Origin of the sequence: Rhodoblastus sphagnicola (assembly GCF_002937075.1) — a bacterium.
Taxonomy (GTDB): domain Bacteria; phylum Pseudomonadota; class Alphaproteobacteria; order Rhizobiales; family Beijerinckiaceae; genus Rhodoblastus; species Rhodoblastus sphagnicola.
The window spans coordinates 17,359-37,499 of sequence record NZ_NHSJ01000093.1; the positions used below are offsets into that span (position 1 = coordinate 17,359).

Annotated in this window: 12 protein-coding genes; 8 read left to right on the top strand and 4 right to left on the bottom strand. The window is 67.5% G+C overall.

Features of this window, described 5'->3' with window-relative positions:
* The first annotated feature begins 29 nt into the window (after positions 1-29).
* From CCR94_RS15470 to prfB, 4 genes are all read left to right on the top strand, one after another.
* Complete coding sequence (locus tag CCR94_RS15470) at positions 30-1,463, top strand: N-acetylmuramoyl-L-alanine amidase (protein ID WP_158254781.1); 1,434 nt, start codon at positions 30-32, stop codon at positions 1,461-1,463.
* A 262-nt stretch (positions 1,464-1,725) separates the two neighbouring features.
* Complete coding sequence (locus CCR94_RS15475) at positions 1,726-4,128, top strand: penicillin-binding protein 1A (protein ID WP_104508754.1); 2,403 nt, start codon at positions 1,726-1,728, stop codon at positions 4,126-4,128.
* 162 nt (positions 4,129-4,290) lie between these two features.
* The gene (locus CCR94_RS15480; protein WP_104508755.1) at positions 4,291-5,547 is read left to right on the top strand and encodes a methyl-accepting chemotaxis protein; all 1,257 of its coding nucleotides are present in this window, start codon (positions 4,291-4,293) and stop codon (positions 5,545-5,547) included.
* A gap of 297 nt (positions 5,548-5,844) precedes the next feature.
* A protein-coding gene (prfB, locus tag CCR94_RS15485) for a peptide chain release factor 2 (protein ID WP_104508756.1) occupies positions 5,845-6,976 on the top strand; the annotation gives its coding sequence in 2 pieces (ribosomal slippage) (positions 5,845-5,913 and positions 5,915-6,976; 1,131 coding nt in all).
* A gap of 289 nt (positions 6,977-7,265) precedes the next feature.
* Here prfB and CCR94_RS15490 read toward each other — a convergent pair.
* Positions 7,266-8,075 (bottom strand): competence/damage-inducible protein A, encoded by an 810-nt coding sequence (locus tag CCR94_RS15490; RefSeq protein WP_104508757.1) that lies wholly within the window; start codon positions 8,073-8,075, stop codon positions 7,266-7,268.
* The gene (locus tag CCR94_RS15495) at positions 8,072-8,926 is read right to left on the bottom strand and encodes an FkbM family methyltransferase (protein ID WP_104508758.1); all 855 of its coding nucleotides are present in this window, start codon (positions 8,924-8,926) and stop codon (positions 8,072-8,074) included. Before CCR94_RS15495 ends, CCR94_RS15490 begins: the two co-directional genes overlap by 4 nt.
* A 136-nt stretch (positions 8,927-9,062) precedes the next feature.
* Here CCR94_RS15495 and map point away from each other — a divergent pair, with 136 nt between their 5' ends.
* From map to CCR94_RS15510, 3 genes are read left to right on the top strand one after another with little or no spacing between them, the layout of a single operon-like run.
* Positions 9,063-9,893, top strand: coding sequence for a type I methionyl aminopeptidase (map, locus tag CCR94_RS15500; RefSeq protein WP_104508759.1), 831 nt, complete (start codon positions 9,063-9,065; stop codon positions 9,891-9,893).
* Positions 9,890-10,582 (top strand): RadC family protein, encoded by a 693-nt coding sequence (radC, locus tag CCR94_RS15505; RefSeq protein WP_104508760.1) that lies wholly within the window; start codon positions 9,890-9,892, stop codon positions 10,580-10,582. Before map ends, radC begins: the two co-directional genes overlap by 4 nt.
* Positions 10,583-10,588: 6 nt before the next feature.
* On the top strand, positions 10,589-11,365 hold the full coding sequence (locus CCR94_RS15510; protein ID WP_104508761.1) for an alpha/beta fold hydrolase: 777 nt from the start codon (positions 10,589-10,591) through the stop codon (positions 11,363-11,365).
* A 10-nt stretch (positions 11,366-11,375) separates the two neighbouring features.
* Here CCR94_RS15510 and CCR94_RS15515 read toward each other — a convergent pair whose 3' ends face one another.
* On the bottom strand, positions 11,376-11,663 hold the full coding sequence (locus CCR94_RS15515) for a sulfur globule protein precursor (protein WP_104508764.1): 288 nt from the start codon (positions 11,661-11,663) through the stop codon (positions 11,376-11,378).
* A gap of 122 nt (positions 11,664-11,785) precedes the next feature.
* Positions 11,786-12,169, bottom strand: coding sequence for an Hpt domain-containing protein (locus tag CCR94_RS15520; RefSeq protein WP_146090025.1), 384 nt, complete (start codon positions 12,167-12,169; stop codon positions 11,786-11,788).
* A gap of 354 nt (positions 12,170-12,523) precedes the next feature.
* Here CCR94_RS15520 and CCR94_RS15525 point away from each other — a divergent pair.
* Positions 12,524-20,141 (top strand): apolipoprotein A-IV repeat region-like domain-containing protein (locus CCR94_RS15525; RefSeq protein WP_146090026.1); only part of this gene is annotated, 7,618 nt, incomplete at its 3' end.

Sequence of the window (20,141 nt, forward strand, 5' to 3'; positions counted from 1 at the left end):
GATATTCCCCTCCACGAATGATGAGAGCCTTGCAGAGATTTTCGCCCAAACTTGGCGCCATGGGTCGCGCGTGCGTGGCATTGCTGGCGGCCGGGCTGGCCGCCGGCGGGGCGCGCGGGGAAGGCGTCGCGGCGAAGACCGACCCTGTCGCCGCCTATGAGGTGCGCGTCGAGACAGCGGACGTCGCCGGCGGACGCCAGACGAGGCTGGTTTTCACGCTCAACGCCTGCGTGGCGCCCCAGGCCTATGTGCTCGACCAACCCGCGCGCGCCGTGGTCGATCTGCCCGAGGTCAAGTTCCTGATCGATCCCAGCCACGGCGATCCCGCCCGCGACGCGCCCAGGCGCCGCCACCATGCCCGAGGCGCGAGCCACGCTTCGAGTCCAGCGCCGGACCCGGCCCTGTCCTACCGGTTCGGCCGGCTTTCGGCGGGCAAGTCGCGCATCATCGTCGATCTGCCCGGGCCATCGGACTTTTCCGCCTCCTGCGTTCAAGACGAGGGCCAGACCAAGGGCCAAAAAGACGGAGTCGCGACCTTGACGCTTGCGATCAAGCCGACGGACGCGGCGGCCTTCCACGCCGCCGCCCACGCCGGCGCCGACAGGCAGGCGCAAGACGCGCGCGACGCGACCGGCGCCATCGCGCCGCCCGCTCAAGAGCTCCCGCGCGCTCAAGACGCGACGCGCCTCGACGCCAAACCGCTGATCGTGCTCGATCCCGGCCATGGCGGCGTGGACGCCGGCGCCAGGGGCGGCGACGCCGTCGAAAAGACTGTGGTGCTCGATTTCGCCAAGGCCCTGGCGGAGCCGTTGCGGGCGAGCGGGCGCTACCGCGTCGCCTTCACCCGCGAGGACGACACTTTCGTGCCCTTGCAGGAGCGGGTGCGAATCGCCCGGAAACTCGGCGCGGCCCTGTTCGTCTCGCTGCACGCCGATTCGCTGCGCGGCGCCTCGGCGAAGGTGCATGGCGCGACGGTCTATACCGTGTCCGAGCGCGCCTCCGATTCCGAAGCCGCGCGGGTCGCCGAAAGCGAAAACCAGGCGGATGCGCTCGCTGGCGTGGAGGCGCGGGAGCAGGCCGGCGAGGTCAACGACATATTGTTCGATCTGACGCGGCGGGAAACCCGCGCTTATTCAAACGTCTTCGCAAAATATCTCAGCGAACGCTGGAAGATCGCGGCCACGCTCAACAAGAATCCCCGGCGCTTCGCCGGCTTCGTGGTGCTCAAGGCGCCTGACGTGCCTTCGGTGCTGATGGAGCTGGGCTATCTCTCCAGCTCGGAGGATTCGGCGGAGCTGAACTCGCCGCAATGGCGCGAGAAGGCCGCCGCCCAGGCCGCGCTGGCCATCGACGATTTCTTCAAGAACCGGCCTCAAGGGGCGTCGCAAGGGACGTATCAAGGGGCGTCATCCGCGCCCGCCGGCTTGACCCCAGCCAACTTGGCCCAGCCGCGCGAGCCTTGATGCGCCGGATCGGCGCATTCGGGTTCGCCGCGCCCGCCGGCTGTCGGGACCATGCGCGGAAGAATATAGTTTCCCTCTCGCCCTCAAAGCGACACAAAAGCGCGCGATTTCTGCGGGCCTCACGCTTCGGCTCGAAAACTTGCCTATTTTCACATGGCCGTCGCGCGTCCGCGATGTTATAGCCGCTCGCATCTGGTCCATGCCTCGCCGAGCGCCGGGGGTTTTGTGTCGACCCGGATTTTCGTGTTGAAGGGAATGTTGGATGCGCATGTTCGCCCGCTTTTTCGCCTTTCTGTTCGCGGCGGGCGCGATCGTCTTCATCATTGGCGCGATCGCCGTCGGCGGGCTGGTCTACACCTATTCCAAGGATCTGCCCGACCACACCCAGTTGAAGGACTACGAACCGCCGGTGATGACGCGCGTCCACGCCGCCGACGGTTCGCTGGTCGCCGAATACGCCCACGAGCGGCGGCTTTACATTCCCTCCAACGCCATTCCCAAGCTGGTGAAGGAAGCCTTCATCTCGGCCGAGGACAAGAATTTCTACAGCCATAACGGCATCGATCCGGAAGGCATGTTGCGCGCGGTCAAGGTGCTGCTCGAGGGCAACAAGCGCATGCAGGGCGCCTCCACCATCACCCAGCAGGTCGCGAAAAACTTCCTGCTGACGCCGGAGCGCTCGTTCGAGCGCAAGATCCAGGAGGCGCTGCTCAGCCTGCGCATCGAGCAGACCTACAGCAAGGACCGGATTCTCGAACTCTATCTCAACAAGATCAATCTCGGCTTCGGCTCTTATGGAATCGCGGCGGCGGCGCTGAACTATTTCGACAAGTCGGTGCAGGAGCTGACGCTGGCCGAGGCCGCCTATCTCGCCGGCCTGCCCAAGGCCCCCAACAATTACAATCCGTGGCGCAACCATGACGCCGCGCTGGAGCGCCGCAACTACGTCATCAACCGCATGGTCGAAAACGGCTATGTGGCGCGCGCCGACGGCGACGCCGCCAGGGCCGAGCCGCTGGTGGTGACGCCGCGCAATGTTTCCGCGAACTCCTTCGCCGCCGGCTATTTCGTCGAAGAAGTGCGCCGCGAGCTGAACGACCGCTACGGCGACAGAAAGCTCTACGAGGGCGGCCTGTCGGTGCGCACCACGCTCGACCCGAAAATGCAATTGATGGCGCGCAAGGCGCTGGTCGATGGTCTGGTGCGGTTCGACGAGGCCCACGGCTATCGCGGCCCCTACAAGCAGATCGCGATCGGCGGCGACTGGGGCCCGGCGCTCGCGGACGTGGCGCCGCTCGGCGATGTCACGCCCTGGCGGCTCGCCGTGGTGCTCGACGCGGGCGAGTCCGCGCTGCGCGTCGGCTTGCAGCCGGTCAAGGAAAAATCCGGCGAAGTCGGACGCAACCGCGAAACCGCGACGCTGTCGGCCGACAACGCCCGCTTCGTGCGCAAGCGGCTGAAACAGGCTTTCGCCGTCGGCGACGTGATCTTCGTCGAGCCGATCGAGGGCAAGCCCGGCCAGGTGCGGCTGCGGCAGATTCCGGAAATCTCCGGCGCCATCGTGGCGATGGACCCGTTCACCGGCCGCGTCTTCGCCATGGTCGGCGGCTTCTCCTTCGACCAGTCCTCCTTCAACCGCGCCACCCAGGCGCAGCGCCAGCCCGGCTCGTCGTTCAAGCCGTTCGTTTACGCCACCGCGCTGGATAATGGCTACACCCCCTCCTCCATCCTGCAAGACGAGCCGATCACGATCACCCTGCCGAGCGGGGAAACGTGGACTCCGGAAAATTTCGAGAAGGGCAATTACGGCTCGCACACTTTGCGCTACGGCATCGAGCATTCCAAGAACCTGATGACGGTTCGCCTCGCCCGCGACATCGGCATGCCCCTGATCGTCGAGACCGCGCGGCGCTTCGGCATTTATGACAATATGGCGCCGTACCTCTCGATGTCGCTCGGCGCCGGCGAAACCACGGTGATGCGCATGGTCACCGGCTATTCGATGTTCGCCAATGGCGGCAAACAGATCAAGCCGACGTTGATCGACCGCATCCAGGACCGCTGGGGCCACACCATCTATCGGCACGACGAGCGCGAATGCCTTGGCTGCGACGCGGATCGGTTCTCGCCCGACAACGAACCCAAGCTCGTGGACAAGAGCGAGCAGGTGCTCGACCCGCTCACCGCCTACCAGATCACCTCGATCATGGAAGGCGTGATCCAGCGCGGCACCGGCGTCAGCGTCAAGGACGTCGGCAAGCATCTCGCCGGCAAGACCGGCACCACCAACGACGCCAAGGATCTGTGGTTCATCGGCTATTCGCCCGATCTCGCGGTCGGCGTCTACATCGGCTATGACAAGCCGCGCTCGCTCGGCGAGGCCGCGCAGGCCGCGACCTATGCCGCGCCGATTTTCCGCGATTTCATGAAAATGGCGCTGGCCAGCAAGTCGGACACCCCGTTCCGCGTCCCGCCGGGAATCAAGCTGATTTCGGTGGATGTGAGGAGCGGCCTGCGCTCGTCCGGCCAGGGATCGATCCTCGAGGCCTTCAAGCCCGGCACCGCGCCGCCCGACTCATACGCCGGCTCCGGCGGGGGCGGCGGCGGACGCGCCGAACCGGCCAACGACAGCCAGGTCGGCGGCGGAACCGGCGGACTTTACTGACGCCGGAGCCAAGGCGCGCGCGATCCACGATAACCGAAAATTGTCGCCCCGCCCCCCCCGGCGGGGCCAGAGCTTCAGAGCCTGTTAACCATTCTCGCCCAGGTTGCGCCCATCTGATCGCGCCCGCCTTGCGGGTGCGCGACGCGCAGGTTTGGAGACGACATGGCCGGTTTGTTCCGCAAGACTCATGATCGCGTGGCGGAGATCGAGCGCGATTTCTTCCATGTTTCTCCCGACGCGATCCTGACGATGGATGGCGAGCGGTTCATCGCTTGCAATGATGCGGCGGCGCGCATTTTCGGCCTGTCGAACACGATCTCGGTCAAGACGATCACGCCCCAGATGATTTCGCCGCCGGCGCAGGCCGATGGCGAGGCCTCGCAGACCAAGTGCCTGCGCATGTTGCGGGAAGCCAGCGCCAAGGGATCGCACCGGTTCGACTGGCTGCATCAGCGCTCCAACGGCGAGGTCTTCCCGGCGCAGGTCACACTCATCCGGTCGCGCGTCGACCCCAATGTGACTTACTGCTGCATCATCGATCTCACCGAGCGCGAAGGCAAGCGGCAGGCGCGCGAAAACGCCGTCGCCTCGCTCACCGACCGGTTCGACGGCGACATCTCGCGCATGCTCGGAATCGTCAATCAGGTGGGAAACAGCATCGGCGACACCGCGCGAAAGCTGGCCGCCGAGGCGGAGCGGACGCGCGACCGCGCCGCCGCCGTGTCCGGGACCACCGCCGAAACAGCCGACAATGTGCGCAGCGTCGCCCAGGCCGCCGACGAACTGACCGCCTCGATCCGCGAGATCGCCACCCAGGTCGATCAATCGCGCAAATTCGCCGATCTCGCCACCGGCGACGCCAATGGCGCCAGCGCCAAGGTGCGCGGCCTCGCCGAAAGCTCGGCGCGCATCGGCGAAATCGTCAACATGATCAACGCCATCGCCAGCCAGACCAACCTGCTGGCGCTCAACGCCACCATCGAGGCGGCGCGGGCGGGCGAAGCCGGGCGCGGCTTCGCCGTCGTCGCCATCGAGGTCAAGCATCTCGCCAGCCAGACAGCCAAGGCCACCGAGGAGATCGGCAGCCAGATCAACGCCGTGCAAGCCGCGACCCACGAGGCGGTGCTGGCCATGGACCAGATCAACGGGCGCATCGCCGAAATGAGCCATATCGCGGCGGTGATCGCCGCGGCGGTGGAAGAACAATCGGTTTCGACCGCCAATATCGCCCATAGCGTGCAGCGGGCCTCCGACGGCGCCGGCGCGGTGTCGCGGACCATCTCGGGCGTGTCCAATTCCGCCGACGAAACGCTCTCCGCCGCGCGGGAAGCCGCCGGCGCCATTTCGCGCATGGACACGGAAACCGGCCGCGTCTCCGGCATAGTCGGGGAGTTTCTGGCGGCGGTGCGCAAGATCTGAGTCTTTCCGCGCACGCATGTCGCGGCCGTCTTCGACGGGCCAGCTTCTCAACTGAAGAGAGCGCGCTTTACAGCGCGCTGGCCCGTCTGCGACGCGCCAGCCTCTCGTTTGAAGAGTGCGCGCTTTACAGCGCGCTGGCCCGTCTGCGACGGGCCTGCCTCTCGATTGAAGAGTGCGCGCTTTACAGCGCGCAGGCCCGTCTGCGACGGGCCTGCCTCTCGATTGAAGAGTGCGCGCTTTACAGCGCGCTTGCGCCCGCCTATGAACGGCGCTCCTCATTCATGATGGGAATCGCTCATGCGCGCGGAAGCCGTGTCGCTTATAGAAGAGATCAAGCAGTCAGTCGGGCTGCTGAGGAGGCATCTTTGACGTCGATCAATCGACACGCCGCCTCGCTGAACTGAACGCCAAATCCGAACACCCGGATTTCTGGAACGACGCCGAAGCCGCGCAAAAACTGATGCGCGAGCGCACCGATCTCGAAGACCGGCTCGGCACGCTGAAAAAATTCGAAAACGACCTCGACGACGCCGTCACGCTGATTGAACTCGGCGAGATGGAGGACGACGAGTCCGTGCAGGACGAGGGCGTCGAGCAGCTCAAGACGCTCAAGAAGGAAGCCGAACGCCGCCAGGTCGAGGCCCTGCTTTCGGGCGAGGCCGACGCCAACGACACCTATATCGAAGTCCATTCCGGCGCCGGCGGCACCGAAAGCTGCGACTGGGCGCGCATGCTGCTGCGCATGTACACGCGCTGGGCCGAACGTCGAAAATTCAAGGTCGAGTTGATCGAGGAGACGTCGGGCGACGAGGCCGGCATCAAGTCGGCCACCCTGCTGATCAAGGGCCATAACGCCCATGGCTGGGCCAAGACCGAATCGGGCGTGCATCGTCTGGTGCGGATTTCGCCGTTCGATTCCAACGCCCGGCGCCATACGTCGTTTGCGTCGGCCTGGGTCTATCCGGTCGTGGACGACCGCATCGACATCCAGATCAACGAAAGCGACTGCCGCATCGACACCTACCGCGCCTCCGGTTCCGGCGGCCAGCACATCAACAAGACCGATTCGGCCGTCCGCATCACCCATATCCCCTCGGGGATCGCCGTCGCCTGCCAGATGGAGCGCTCGCAGCACAAGAACCGGGCGACAGCCTGGAACATGCTGCGCGCCAGACTCTACGAGCAGGAACTCGAACGGCGCCAGGCCGAGACCGACAAGCTCAACGCCGGCAAGTCCGACGTCGGCTGGGGCCACCAGATCCGCTCCTACGTGCTGCAACCCTACCAGATGGTCAAGGATCTGCGCACGGGCCTGGTTTCGGGCACGCCCGAGGACGTGCTCGACGGCGATCTCGACGCCTTCATGGAGGCGGCGCTGGCGCAGCGGGTCAACGGCGGCGGCCCGGACAGCGTCGAGGACGTGGATTAGGAGATTCCGCGAATTAGACGCGCCAATTGCGCTGCGGTTCTCCTTCTCCCCTTGCGGGAGAAGGTGGCCCCGAAAGGGTCGGATGAGGGGTCAAACGTAAGAACAACGGCGTTTTTCTGCGGCTGGCGCCCCCTCATCCGTCTCGCGCTTTCAGCGCGAGCCACCTTCTCCCGCAAGGGGAGAAGGGGCGCGAACCCTTGGGGCCAGAGTGCAAACAAGGCATCAATTCAGTTATTTCGCCGCGTCGCCTCAGGCGCGGCGCCATCCTTCGGGTCCGGGGGCTGCGCGCTTAAAGGCTGTGCCGTTGCGCCGTTTCCTCCAGCAGCGTAGCGACCTCGCTCTCCGCCGCCGCCAGCGCGGCCGGATCCTTGCAGCGCAGCACGATCTGGTTGAGGAACCGCCCGTCCTGCAAGCGCGGATAGGAGCCGATGGCGACGCTCGCGTGCTTTTTGGCGAGCGCGCCCAAGGCCTCGCCATAGGCGCCCTCGGGCAGGCCGTGGGTGTCGAGCATGGTGGAGATCATCGGCGCCCCCCGCGAAAGCCTGGGCGCGACGCCGTCGAGCATGGCCTGCATGATCGCGGGCACGCCGGCCATCACGATGACATTGCCGATCCAGAAGCCGGGCGCCTTGGAGATCGGATTGTCCACCAGTTCCGCGCCCGCCGGGATGCGCGCCATGCGGCGGCGCGCGGCGTTCAGATCTTGCGGCTTGATCCGCTCCAGCAGCAATTTTATCGCGCGCGGATCTTCGGAGATCTCCACCCCGAACGCCTTGGCCACCGCGTCGGCGGTGATGTCGTCGTGGGTCGGGCCGATGCCGCCGGTGGTGAACAGATAATCGTATTTTTCGCGTAAAGCGTTGATCGCGGCGACGATTTCATCCTCGTCGTCGGCGACCACGCGGATTTCGCGCAAGGTCACGCCGATCTGGGTGAGGTAATTCGCGATATAGCCGCTGTTGGTGTCGCGGGTGCGTCCCGAGAGGATTTCGTCGCCGATCACCAGGACGGATGCGGTGACCTGTTTGGTCTCTTGTGCGGTCGATGATGTGGTCGATGGCTTGGTCTTTTGGGCGGTTTCTTGGCTTGTTTCGCTCATGGGTCATCTCGCTCGTAGAACAGATAGGAGCGGCTGCGCCCGATCCGGCGGTAGCCGCGCTGGTCCAGCAGTCCGCGCAGGTCGGCGTCCCACTTGCCCGGCGAAAACGCCAGGATCAGCGCGCGCGGCCATAAATTTTCCGGCTCCTGGGTCAGGAAAGGCTCCAGCGCCAGATCCTCGGCGCCCTCGACGTCGAGTTTCAACAGGTCGATGGAGCCAAAGCCCTCGTCGCGGGCGAGCGTCGCCAGCGATTTCGCCGCCACGCGGGTCTGGCCGCCGCCGCCCTCGACATTGACCATGCGAATCGAGCTTTCCGAAAGGTCGTAAGGGTTGAAGAACAGCACCGCCTCGCCTTCCGTGTCGGCCACGGCGCAATCCAGCGCCTTGACCGAAGGGGCGTCGTTCTGCCGCAGGTTGAACACCATGCGCTCGAACAGGGTCGGATTCGGCTCGACTGCGAGAATCTTCGCGCCCGGTCCCGTGCGCAACGCGACGAACAGGCTGGTCGCGCCGCAGCCCGCGCCAATGTCCAGAAAAGTCATTTCGGAGCGAACCTGCGCCGCGACGAAGGCGCGCTCGTCGCGATCGACATATTGCGGCGTGAACAGCAGCCGTTTTTCGCAAGCGTTATTATAGGGGTAGAGCCGCATCTGGGCGGCGAGCGGTTCGACCGTCACGTCCACGGGCGCGGCGCGCAGGCGGCGCAGGCCGACGCCACGCGCCAGCAGCGCGGCGCGCTGCGCCAGCCAGTTGGTTCCGGCGTTGCGGGTAAAATCCAGCAGTCGCCGCAGCACGCCGCGCGGGCGATAAGCGCCGAAAGGCGAAAAGTCGTTGTTTGACGCAGCGAACATGCAAGAGGTTCTAGCAGTCGGCGCGCCCAACTCCAACCATGCGACGAACGGCCCGGCCCTTCGGTCTTGCGCGCTTCGGCAAAAAGTCTAAATCTGGCGCTAGAAAAACAGGCGCCCCGGCGCCGCTGGAGTCACGATGACCTTTATCGAAGCCGACGCCGACCCCCGGCGCAAGAGCGGCCAGATTCGTCTGCATGGGCCAGAAGCTTTCGAAGGCATGCGCAAAGCCGGCCAATTGGTGGCCGAAGCGCTCGACCTGATGGCGCAAGCCGCCCAGCCCGGCGTCACCACCAATGCGCTCGACAAGCTCGCCTATGAATTCGCCATGGATCGCGGCGCCTATCCCGCCCCGCTCGACTATCGCGGTTACCGCAAGTCGATCTGCACCTCGATCAACCATGTGGTGTGCCATGGCATTCCCGACGACAAGCCGCTGCGCGACGGCGACATCGTCAACATCGACGTGACCTACATTCTCGACGGCTGGCACGGCGATTCCAGCCGGATGTACTGCATCGGCGAGGTTCCGCGCAAAGCGCTGCGACTGATCGAGGTCACCTACGAGGCCCTCATGCGCGGCATCGCCGTCGTCCGTCCCGGCGCCACCACCGGCGACATCGGCCTGGCCATCCAGAGCTTCGCCGAGGGCGAGCGCTGCGCGGTGGTGCGCGAATTCTGCGGCCACGGCCTGGGAAAACTGTTCCACGACGAGCCCAACATTCTGCATTACGGGCAAAAAGGCCAGGGCGCGCCGCTGCGCGAGGGCATGTTCTTCACCATCGAGCCGATGATCAATCTCGGCAAGGCGCCGGTGAAGATCCTGTCCGACGGCTGGACCGCCGTCACGCGCGACCGCTCGCTGTCCGCCCAGTTCGAGCACGCCATTGGCGTGACCGCCGAGGGCTGCGAGATCTTCACCACCTCGCCGAAAGGCCTGCACTGCCCGCCCTATGGACTCGCGGGATGAGCGAGAGTCCGGCGCCAGAAAATCTGAACGCCGGTCATCGCGAGCGCCTGCGCGAACGTTTCGTTCAGGGCGGCCCCGACGCCCTGCCCGATTACGAATTGCTGGAACTGCTGCTGTTTCGCGCCATTCCCCGGCGCGACGTCAAGCCGATCGCCAAAACGCTGATCGCCAAGTTCGGCTCCTTCGCCGAAGTGGTCGCCGCCGCCCCGGCGCGGCTCAAGGAAGTCGATTATGTCGGCGATTCCGTGGTCGCCGATTTGAAAATCGTCGAGGCCGCCGCGCTGCGGTTGGCGCGCGAGAGCATGAAGAAGAAGCTCACGCTCGGCTCGTTCGCGCAGGTGCTCGACTATTGCCGCTCGGCCATGGCTTTCCGCGAAACGGAAGAATTCCGCGTGCTGTTCCTCGACAAGAAGAACGGCCTGCTCGCCGACGAGGTGCAGGGGCGCGGCACGGTGGACCACACCCCCGTCTATCCGCGCGAGATCGTGCGCCGGGCGCTGGAGCTGAACGCCAGCGCGGTGATTCTGGTGCATAACCACCCCTCGGGCGATCCCACCCCCTCCTCCGCCGACATCATGATGACCGAGACCATCGTCAGCGTCGCCAAGCCGCTCGGCGTCAACGTCCACGACCATCTGATCATCGGCCGCAACGGCCACGCCAGTTTTCGCGCGCTCAAACTTTTTTGAGGTTTCATGTCCCGGATGCAGATCGGCGCGACCGAGGTGAATTTCGTGCTGTCCGGCCCGGAGACGGCGCCGGTCGTCGTGCTGGCGCATCCGCTCGGGGCCGATCTGAGCGTTTTCGACGGCGTCGCCTCGGCCTTGCGCGACCGGTTTCAATGTCTGGCCTTCGACGCGCGCGGGCATGGCGGCAGTTGGAAGCCGCCGGGTCCATACACGCTCGCCGATCTCGGCGGCGATTTGCTGCGCCTGCTCGACGCGCTGGCGATCGAGCGCGCGCATTTCTGCGGCCTGTCGATGGGCGGCCTGCTCGGGCAATGGTTGCTGGTCAACGCGCCGCAACGGCTGGACAAGCTGGTTCTGGCCAATACGGCGGCTTGTCTGCCCGACGCGGCGGCCTGGGACGGACGCATCGCGGCGGTGCGGCAAGGGGGAGTCGCCGCGCTGACGCCGGGCATCGTGCCGCGCTGGTTGAGCGCGCCGTTTCGCGAGGCGCATCCCGACGTCGCGGCAGGGATCGCGGCCCTGCTCGACGCGTGCGACGCCGGCGGCTACGCCGGCTGCTGCGCCGCCCTGCGCGACGCCGATTTCCGCGAAATTCTGCCCGAGGCGGCGAAAAAGGACATTTTGGTCATCGTCGGGGAGGCCGACGGCTCGACGCCGCCGGCCATGGGCGAGGATCTGGCGCGCCTCGCTGGGGCGCGGCTGGCGCGGCTGGAGGCCGCCCATCTCTCCTGTGTCGAGGATGCGCCGGGTTTCGCGGCGCTGCTGCGCGATTTTTTTATTTAGCGCCCTTCGGTCAATAGCAGACGCGGCGATAGACGATTTCGCCCCACGGGTTGACATAGCGCCTGGTGAAGCAGCCGCCGCCATAGACGAAGCGCGGGCCATAGCCCCAACCGCCGCCCCAATGGCCGCCACCCCAATGGCCGCCACCATGGTGGCCCCAGCCGCCGTGGCCGCCCCAGGGACCGCCGCCATGCGGACCGTGCGGGCCGAACGCCAGGGCGTTGGTCGGCGTGAAAACCGCGCCGGCGGCGGCAAGCGACAGGCCGGCGGCGAAGATGAAAGTGCGAAGGTGAGACATGACGCGCTCCTTTGGCTGTCTGGCCGGAGCGGCGAAGGCCGAGAACTCCGGCGTTCCGGGATCGCCCGGAACGCCCATCGGTCGCGGCGTCATGGAAAAAGGTTCAAGGCGGCGCGAAAAAATCAGCCGTTCAATTCGCGCAGCGCGCCCAAGGCTTCCGCGAGCGCCTCCTGCAACTGGCGCGAATCCATCGCCCGCATCAGGCCGGCGCGGGCGCTGTGTTCGTAATTTTCGGCCGCCTTGGCGACGGCGAAGGCGCCGACAGCGCGCGCGGACCCTTTGAGCTTGTGAGCGAGATCGGCGCGCACGACATGGTCGGCGCCCGTCTCCAGCGTCGTCAGCTTGCCGCCGATGTGGCTGGCTTGCCGTTCGAACAGGGCGAGCACCTCATGTTCGAGCGCGCGGTCGCCCATGGTCTGGCGCGAAAGATGCACCAGATCGATGGGGCAGGACGGGGCCGATCGGTTCTGTTCATCATGCGCGAGACTCATTGCCGTAACCGCCATGTTCAACTCCCAATTTACGCGAACGCGGCGCCAACAGCGTCTTCGACCGACCCAACAGCGCCTTCGACCGCGCCAAACAATCGCCCGAAAGGGCGCGTTGTGTACGATCCACAGGTTTTGATCAGGCTTAACGTGACCTTTAAAACCTGATGAAAGCCTTATTTTCCGGGGTTTGGCGCGCCTTTCGCCGATCATGGTGAATGTTCCGTTAACGACGTTTCGAAATCGCGCCGCCGCTCCGGTTTTCAAGGCTTGCGACCAAGCGTAGAGTACGGCTTGGTTAACTGCCGCAATCCGCGCGTCTTTACTGTCGCGTGGCCAAGGGGGGCGGCGGATTTATAAAAGGTTAGTTTCATGTCCAATCCCAGCACGGCTCAGGATCCGGCGGCGGCGGCCTTGACGGCCATAGAGGACGCCCTCAAGCTGCACCCCGAACCCGACAGCAAGGCGGCGCCCGCCGGCGAAGCCCCGAAGGAAGCCGGCAAGGAAGCCGGCAAGCTGGAATTTGGACTGCCGACGGCGCGAGGCGTCGACCTCCGCGAGCCGCGCGCGCCGGATGTCGCGCTGGACGACGGGCCGCGCGCGCCGCTGTCGCCGGAAAGCGCCCCCGCCAACGACGACCGCGCCTCCGTCGGCCAGTTGCTGCAAAGCATGCAGGCCAAGCCCGATTCCACTTCCGTCACCGTGGCGGTGCTGGCCTCCGCGCTGTGGGCGGGGCTGTGGATCGGCTACGCCATCTTCACCAAGGGCGAGGTCTTCGCCGGCAACATCTTCAACCCGGCGGCGGCGCTGGCCGTGTTCGCCCTGATCGGCCCGGTGATCTTCTTCATCGCCATGGGGCTGGTGCTGCGCCGCTCCCAGGAAATGCGCCTGACCGCCCGCTCGATGGCGGAAGCGGCGATCCGCCTCGCCGAGCCGGAAACCTTCGCCACCGAACATGTGGTGACGCTGAGCCAGGCCATCCGCCGCGAAGTCGCCTCCATGGGCGACGGCATCGAGCGGGCGCTGGCCCGCGCCGGCGAACTGGAGGGCATGGTGCGCGCCGAAGTCTCCTCGCTGGAGCGCACCTATGGCGAAAACGAGCGCCGCATCCGCGTGTTGCTCAACGAATTGTCCAGCGAGCGCGAATCGATCGTCGTCAACGCCGATCGCGTCTCCTCGGCGCTGACCTCGGCGCAGGCCGCGCTCACCGGCGAGTTGGAGGCCGCCACCACCTCGCTGGCCGCCCTGCTCGACCAGACCGGCGATCGCATCGCCAACGCCCTGGAGACCCGGGGCCTCGACGTGCAGAGCGCCTTCGCCCAGACCAGCGAAATGCTGATGTCGGATCTGGAGGGCCGCGCCCGCAACCTGCTGCAAAAGTTCGAGCAGCATGGCGCGCAAACCGCGCAGGTGATCGACGCGCGCTCGAACGCGGCCGACGCCGCCCTTCGGCAGGCCTCGGACCAGTTCCTCGCCCGCATCCACGAAAAGACCGGCCAGTTGGCCCATGAGCTGAACACGCATGGCGAACGGCTGGCGGCGCTGGTCGGCGCGCGCGGCGGCGAATTCGCGGCCGCCAGCCAGGCGGCGCTCGCGGACCTCACCGCCCGCGTCGAAGCCCTGCATGCCGTGGTCGGCGAAACCGCGCAGCGCACCGTCGAGGAATTCAGCCACCACGTCGAGACGCTCGGCCACACCTATACGGCGATCAGCCAGCAGACGGTCGAGGGCGTCGCCGGCCATGCCCAGTCCTTGCGCGAAAACTTCGTGGTCGCGGCGGACGAGACCCTGACCGCCTTCGCCGGCCACACCCGCGCCTTCAACGAGACCTTCGCCCGCGCCGCCGGCGAGACCATCGAAGCGGTCGCCGGCCAGACCGAGGCCCTGCGCACCGCGGTGGACAGCTCCACCCGCGAAGCGGTCGAGACCATCTCGGCCCGAACCGAAGCCCTGTGCGCCGCCGTCGACGGCTCCACCCGCAGCGCGGCGGAAACCATCACCGTCCAGACCGAAGCCTTGCGCGCCGCCGTCGACGGCTCCACCCGCGAGGCGGTGGAAACCATCACCGGCCAGACCGAGGCCTTGCGCTCAGCCGTTGACGGCTCGACCCGCGACGCGGCCGAAACCATCGTCGCCCGGACCGAAGCCCTGTGCGCCGCCGTCGAAGGCTCCGCGCGCGGCGCGACCGAAACCATTGCCGCCAGGACCGAAGCTTTGCGCGCGGCCGTGGACGGCTCCACCCGCGAAGCGGCCGAAACCCTCGCCGCCAAGACCGACGAGCTCAACAGCACGTTCGCGCGGGTGTCGGGCGCCACGACTGACAGCCTCGCCGCCCAGACCGCCCGGATCGAACAGGCCTTCCAGGCGCAGGCGCAACAGATCGAATCGAGCGTCGCCTCCGCCGCCGGACAGACCCTGGCGGCCTTCACCGACCAGACCAACGCCTTCCACGAGCAGTTCGGCGCCGCCGCCGGCGACACGCTCGCCGCCTTCGCCGGCCACGCCGAAGCCTTCCACGAGCAATTCGGCTCCACCGCGCAAAACACCATCGAGACCATCGCCGGTCATGGCGAGCGGCTCGAACACATGGTCGCCGCCGCGACGCAGGACCAGTTGGCGTCGCTCGCCGGCCACACCCAGTCGTTCCAGGCCCAGTTCAACGCCGCCGCCCAGCAGGTGGCCGACGCGATGCTGAGCCAGGGCGAGCAACTCGAAACCACGGTCGCCGCCGTCGCCCAGACCCATGCGGCGACGCTCGTCAGCCACACCCAGACCTTCGCCGACCAGTTCGGCGAACTTGAGCAGCGGTTCGAGGCTTCGGCCCGGCAGGCGGTGGACAGCGTGGCCAGCCGCGGCGAACAGTTGGAAACCACCGTCACCGCGGTCGCCCGCTCGTTCCAGGACCAGATCGGCGCCGCCGCCCAGCAGACCGTGGACGCCATTTCCGGCCACAGCGAAAGTCTGGAGGCCACCGTCGCCGCCGCCACCCAGAGCCATCTGGCCGCGCTCACCGGCCACACCGAAGCCTTCACCGAAAAATTCGGCCAACTTCAGGAGCGGTTCGGCGCTTCGGCCCAGCAGACGGTCGAGGCCATCGCCAGCCAGGGCGACCGGCTGGAATCCACGGTCGCGACCGTCACCCAGGGCCATCTGGCCGCGCTCGTCGGCCAAACCCAGGCGTTCCAGGACCAGTTCGGCGAATTCCAGGCGCAGTTCGGGACTTCGGCCCGCCAGACCGTCGAGAGCATCGCCAGCCACGGCCAACAGCTCGAAAGCGTGGTCGCCAGCGTCGCCCAAAGCCATCTGGCCGCGCTCGACGGCCATGCCGAAGCCTTCCAGGACAAGTTCAGCACGGTCGCCCATCAGGCCGTGGAGGCCATCTCCAGCCAGGGCCAGCAACTGGAAGCCGCGGTCGTCGCCGTCTCGCAACAGCATCTGTCGGCGCTCGCCAGCCAGACCGACGCCTTCGACGACAAGTTCGGCGAACTTCAGGCGCGGTTCGGGGCTGCGGCCCAGCAAACAGTCGAGGCCATCGCCTCGCATGGCGAACGGCTTGAGACCACCGTTTCCGGCCTCACCGAGCAGCATGTGGCGGCGCTGTCCGTCCATGCTGAAACCTTCCAGTCGCAATTCGCGCAAGCGACCGGCGACGTGATCGCCGACGCCGAACAGCGCGCCGCGCTGCTGCGCGAATCGCTCGAAGCCACCACAAGGACAGTGGGCGCGGCGCTGACCGACAGCACCGTCGCGGCGCAGACGCATTTCGAGGCGACCGCCGAGAGCACGCTCAACGCCCTGCTGGCGCAGACGCAGGCGCTCGACAGCACGTTCGCGGCGCAGGCGGCGCAGGCTTCCGAAACGCTGGTGGTCCGGCTCGACGACGCCCAGTCCCGCTTCGCCCAGACCGCCTCCGAGGCGGTGGCCGCCATCGGAACCCACGGCGACCGCATCAACGAGACCCTGTCCGAGCGGCTCGACACGTTCGAACGGACGCTTTCACGCGGCGGAGAAGACACCGCCAACAGCATTGGCCAGCACGCCGAGCGGCTGGCCCAGCAGATCTCCGCGAGCTTGCAGAGCTTCGAGAGCAAGGTGGAGACCGGCGTCACCGAAGCGCATTCGCGTCTCGGCCAGCACGCCGAGCGCCTCAACGCCGATTTCGTCGCCCAGTTGGCGGCGCTGGAAAACCTGCTGCGCGACGGCGGCGAAAGCTCGGCCGACCACATCCGCGCCCAGACCGAAGTCTTGCGCCAGACGCTGGCGGAAAACCTGCGCGCCTTCGAGGCCGTGCTGATCGAGCAGGGCGAGGGCGCGGTGGCGCGCATTGGCGGCCATTCGCAGCAACTCGGCGCCGCCATCGCCGAGCGCCTCGCCCTGGTCGAGACCACGTTGGGCGCCCATGGCGCCGCGCTGGACGCGCGCCTGGGCGAACGCGCCCAGGCCACGGCGGACCTGCTGGGCCAGCAGCTCGAACGTTTCGAAGTCGCCGCCTGGGAACGCACGCAGCAGGTGGTCCAGAGCATGGACGGCCTGATCGGCAAGGCCGACGCCGGGCTGTCGGCGCGCTCGCGCCAGCTCAACGACGCGCTGGCCGGACGCGCCATCGACATCGCCAAGGTTCTGGGCGAAGGCGGCCGCGAGGTCGGCAAGGCGCTCGACTCCAAGGCGCGCGAACTCGACGAGATCATCCTGCGCCGCTCCAGCGCGCTCACCGACGACCTCGCCGCCAAGGCGCGGGACATCGACACCACGCTCGGCCTGCGCGCCGAGGAAATCGCAGCCCATCTCGGCGGCCATATCGGCCAGTTCGAGGACAAGGTGGTCAACCGGCTCGCCGCCGTCGGCAGTGAAGTCTGGTCGCGGACCGAAGAGATCGACGCCGCGCTGGCGGCGCGCTCCACCCAGATGGTGGACACGCTCGGCGCCCAGATCGGCCGGTTCGAGGACAAGGTGGTCAGCCGCCTGACCGCGGCGGGCCGCGAGGTCTGGACCAAGACCGGCGAAATCGATTCCGTGCTGGCCGCCCGCTCCGAGCAGATGGTCGCCCAGCTCGGCGCCCATGTCGAGAATTTCGAGGCCAGGGTCGTCGAACACGCCGACCAGGCCGCCGGCCGGATCGGCGCCAAGGCGGACGAAGTCGAGGCGGCGCTCTCCACCCGCTCCGAGCAGATCGTCGCCCATCTCGGCGCCCATGTCGAAGCCTTCGAGGACAAGGTCGTCAACCGCGCCGACGTGGCCGCCGGCAAGATCGTCGCGCAGGCCGGGGTCGCCGACGCGACCATCGCCGCCCGCTCCGAACGGATCGTCGAGCATCTCGGCGCCCATATCGCCGCCTTCGAGGACAAGGTGGTCGCCCGCGCCGACGAGGCCGCCGACAAGATCGCCGCGCGGGCCGACGCCGCCGACGCGACCATCGCCGCCCGCTCCGAACAGATCGTCGAACAGATGGCCGCCTTCGAGGACAAGGTGGTCGCCCGCGCCGACCAGGCCGCCGCCAAGATCGCCTCCAAGGCGGGCTTCGCCGAAGCCGCGCTCGCAGCCCGCTCCGAGCAGATCGCCGCCCATCTCGGCGCCCATGTCGAGGCGTTCGAGACCAAGGTGGTCGCCCGCGCCGACGAGGCCGCCAACAAGATCGCCGCCAGCGCCAGCGAAGCCGGAGCGGCGCTTGGCGCCCGCTCCGGGGACATCGTCGCCGCGCTCGGCGCCCATGTCGAGGCCTTCGAGGACAGGGTGGTCACCCGCGCCGACGAGGCCGCCAACAAGATCGCCGCCAAGGCCGACGCCGCCGAAGCGGCGCTCGCGGCGCGCTCCATGGAAATCGCCGCCCATCTCGACGCCCATGTCGGCGCTTTCGAGGAGAAGGTGATCGCCCGCGCCGAACAGGCGGCCGACCGGATCGCGACGAAATCGAACGAGGCCGACGCGGCGCTCGCCGCCCGCTCCGGCGAGATCTCCGCCCATCTCGGCGCCCATGTCGAGGCCTTCGAGGACAAGGTCGTCAACCGCGCCGACGAGGCCGCCAACAAGATCGCCGCGCGAGCGGGCGAGGCCGAAGCGGCGCTCGGCGCCCGCTCCGCCGAGTTCGCGGTCAGGATCGGCGCCCATATCGAGAACTTCGAGGACAGGATCATCGCCGGCGCCGGCGCGGCCGCCAGCACGATTGCGGCCAGGGCCAGCGAGGCCGAGGCGGCGCTCGCCGCCCGCTCCGCCGAAATTTCCGCCCATCTCGGCGGCCATGTCGAGGCCTTCGAGGACAAGGTCGTCCTGCGCGCCGACGAGGCCGCCAACAAGATCGCCGCCAAGGCCAGCGAGGCCGAAGCGGCGCTCGGCGCCCGTTCCGACGAGATCGCCGCCCATCTCGGCGGCCATGTCCAGGCCTTCGAGCAAAAGGTGCTCGCGCGCGCCGACGAGGCCGCCAACCTGATCGCGGCGAAAGCCAACGAGACCGAAGCGGCGCTCGGCGCCCGCTCCGCCGAGATCTCCGCCAATCTCGCCGCCCATGTCGACGCCTTCGAGGAAAAGGTGGTCACCCGCGCCGACGTCGCCGCCGACCGGATCTCCGCCAAGGCCGACAAGGTCGATCAGGTGCTGTCGCTGCGCTCGGAGCAGGTGTCGGCCCATCTCGGCGGCCATGTCGAACTGTTCGAGGACAAGGTCATCAACCGCGTCGCGGCGGTCGTGGAAAAGGTCTCCGCCAGCGCCGAGGAGATCGATTCCAGGCTGCGCGCCCGCACCGAGCAGATGTCCGACGCCCTCGGGAGCCAGATCGGCGCCATCGAGGCGACGACCGGCGCCTTCGAGGACAAGGTCGTCAACCGCCTCGGCGAAATGGGCGAGGAGATCGACCGCCGCGTCGCGGCGCTCGCGGCCACGCTCGAAGGCGATGGACGCGGCCTGGCCGAAGACCTGCGCCTGCGCACCGAAGAGCTGCACGACTGGTACGATACGCGCGGCCTCAAGCTGATCGAACTGCTGGAGGAGCGGGGCGGCGAAGTCACCCAGCGCATCGCCGACTTCAGCCAGACCGCCGTGGGCGTGCTGCATGAGCGCTCGGGCGAACTCGTCACGGAACTCGGCCGCAAGCAGCAGGAAATGACCGAGGCGCTGTCCGAGATCAACGCCAGGATCAAGAAGGACGTGATCGGTCTGGTCGAGGCGATGGCCCAGTCGCACGGCGCCCTGCTCGGCGTGGTGGACAAGGCCGAAGGCAGCCTGCGGCGCTACGATTCGCAGCTCGGCGAGCGCCTCGGCGCCTTCACCGGCGCGGTCGACGCGCTCGACGGCGAAATCGACCGGCTCGACAATGCGGCGCGCCAAGGCGCCGACTCGCTCGCGCAATCCGCGCGCGGCCTCAAATCGCAAAACACCGGCCTCGCGGACTCGCTCGAAGAAATGCGCAAGACGCAGGCCGAGATCGACACGGCGCTGGATGCGCGCCTGCAAAGCCTGCAAACGCTTTACGGCGAGGCGCAGCAGCGCCAGGACGCCTTCGAGCAGCGCCTCGAACGCTACGCCGCCTCGATCGGCAAGACGCTCGCCGAGGCGGAGGGCAAGGCCCGTGAAGTCGGCGGCTTCCTCACCGACGCCACGGCCGCGACGGCGGGCGCGATGACCAGCCAGTTCGACGCGCTGCGCGACGCCGCCGCGCGCGAGCGTGAAAACACCTCGGTCGCGCTGACCAGCGCCTATGAGCAGAACATGGGCGAGATGAACCATCTGTTCGCCCAGGCGACCGAGCGTTACAAGGCCGTTTCGCAGGAACTGCGCGGCATGGGCGCGGAGATCCAGCGCGAACTCGAAGCGACAAGGCAGGAGCTGCGGCGCGGCGCGCTGGAGCTGCCGCGCGAGACCTCGGAACAGGCGGCCGCCATGCGTCGCGTGATCGCCGAGCAGATCAAGGCGCTCAACGAGCTGACCGACATTGTCGCCCGCTCCGGCCGCGCCCTGGACATCGCCGAGGCCCCCGCCCGCCCCGAGGCGCGCGCCAGCC

What these genes read in the sequence shown, in the direction of transcription:
- CCR94_RS15475 (WP_104508754.1), top strand. Translation starts at nt 1,726, where the DNA reads ATGCGCATGTTCGCCCGCTTTTTCGCCTTTCTGTTCGCGGCGGGCGCG.
- CCR94_RS15480 (WP_104508755.1), top strand. Translation starts at nt 4,291, where the DNA reads ATGGCCGGTTTGTTCCGCAAGACTCATGATCGCGTGGCGGAGATCGAG.
- CCR94_RS15490 (WP_104508757.1), bottom strand. Translation starts at nt 8,075, where the DNA reads ATGAGCGAAACAAGCCAAGAAACCGCCCAAAAGACCAAGCCATCGACC.
- CCR94_RS15495 (WP_104508758.1), bottom strand. Translation starts at nt 8,926, where the DNA reads ATGTTCGCTGCGTCAAACAACGACTTTTCGCCTTTCGGCGCTTATCGC.
- radC (WP_104508760.1), top strand. Translation starts at nt 9,890, where the DNA reads ATGAGCGAGAGTCCGGCGCCAGAAAATCTGAACGCCGGTCATCGCGAG.
- CCR94_RS15515 (WP_104508764.1), bottom strand. Translation starts at nt 11,663, where the DNA reads ATGTCTCACCTTCGCACTTTCATCTTCGCCGCCGGCCTGTCGCTTGCC.
- CCR94_RS15510 (WP_104508761.1), top strand. Translation starts at nt 10,589, where the DNA reads ATGTCCCGGATGCAGATCGGCGCGACCGAGGTGAATTTCGTGCTGTCC.
- map (WP_104508759.1), top strand. Translation starts at nt 9,063, where the DNA reads ATGACCTTTATCGAAGCCGACGCCGACCCCCGGCGCAAGAGCGGCCAG.
- CCR94_RS15520 (WP_146090025.1), bottom strand. Translation starts at nt 12,169, where the DNA reads ATGGCGGTTACGGCAATGAGTCTCGCGCATGATGAACAGAACCGATCG.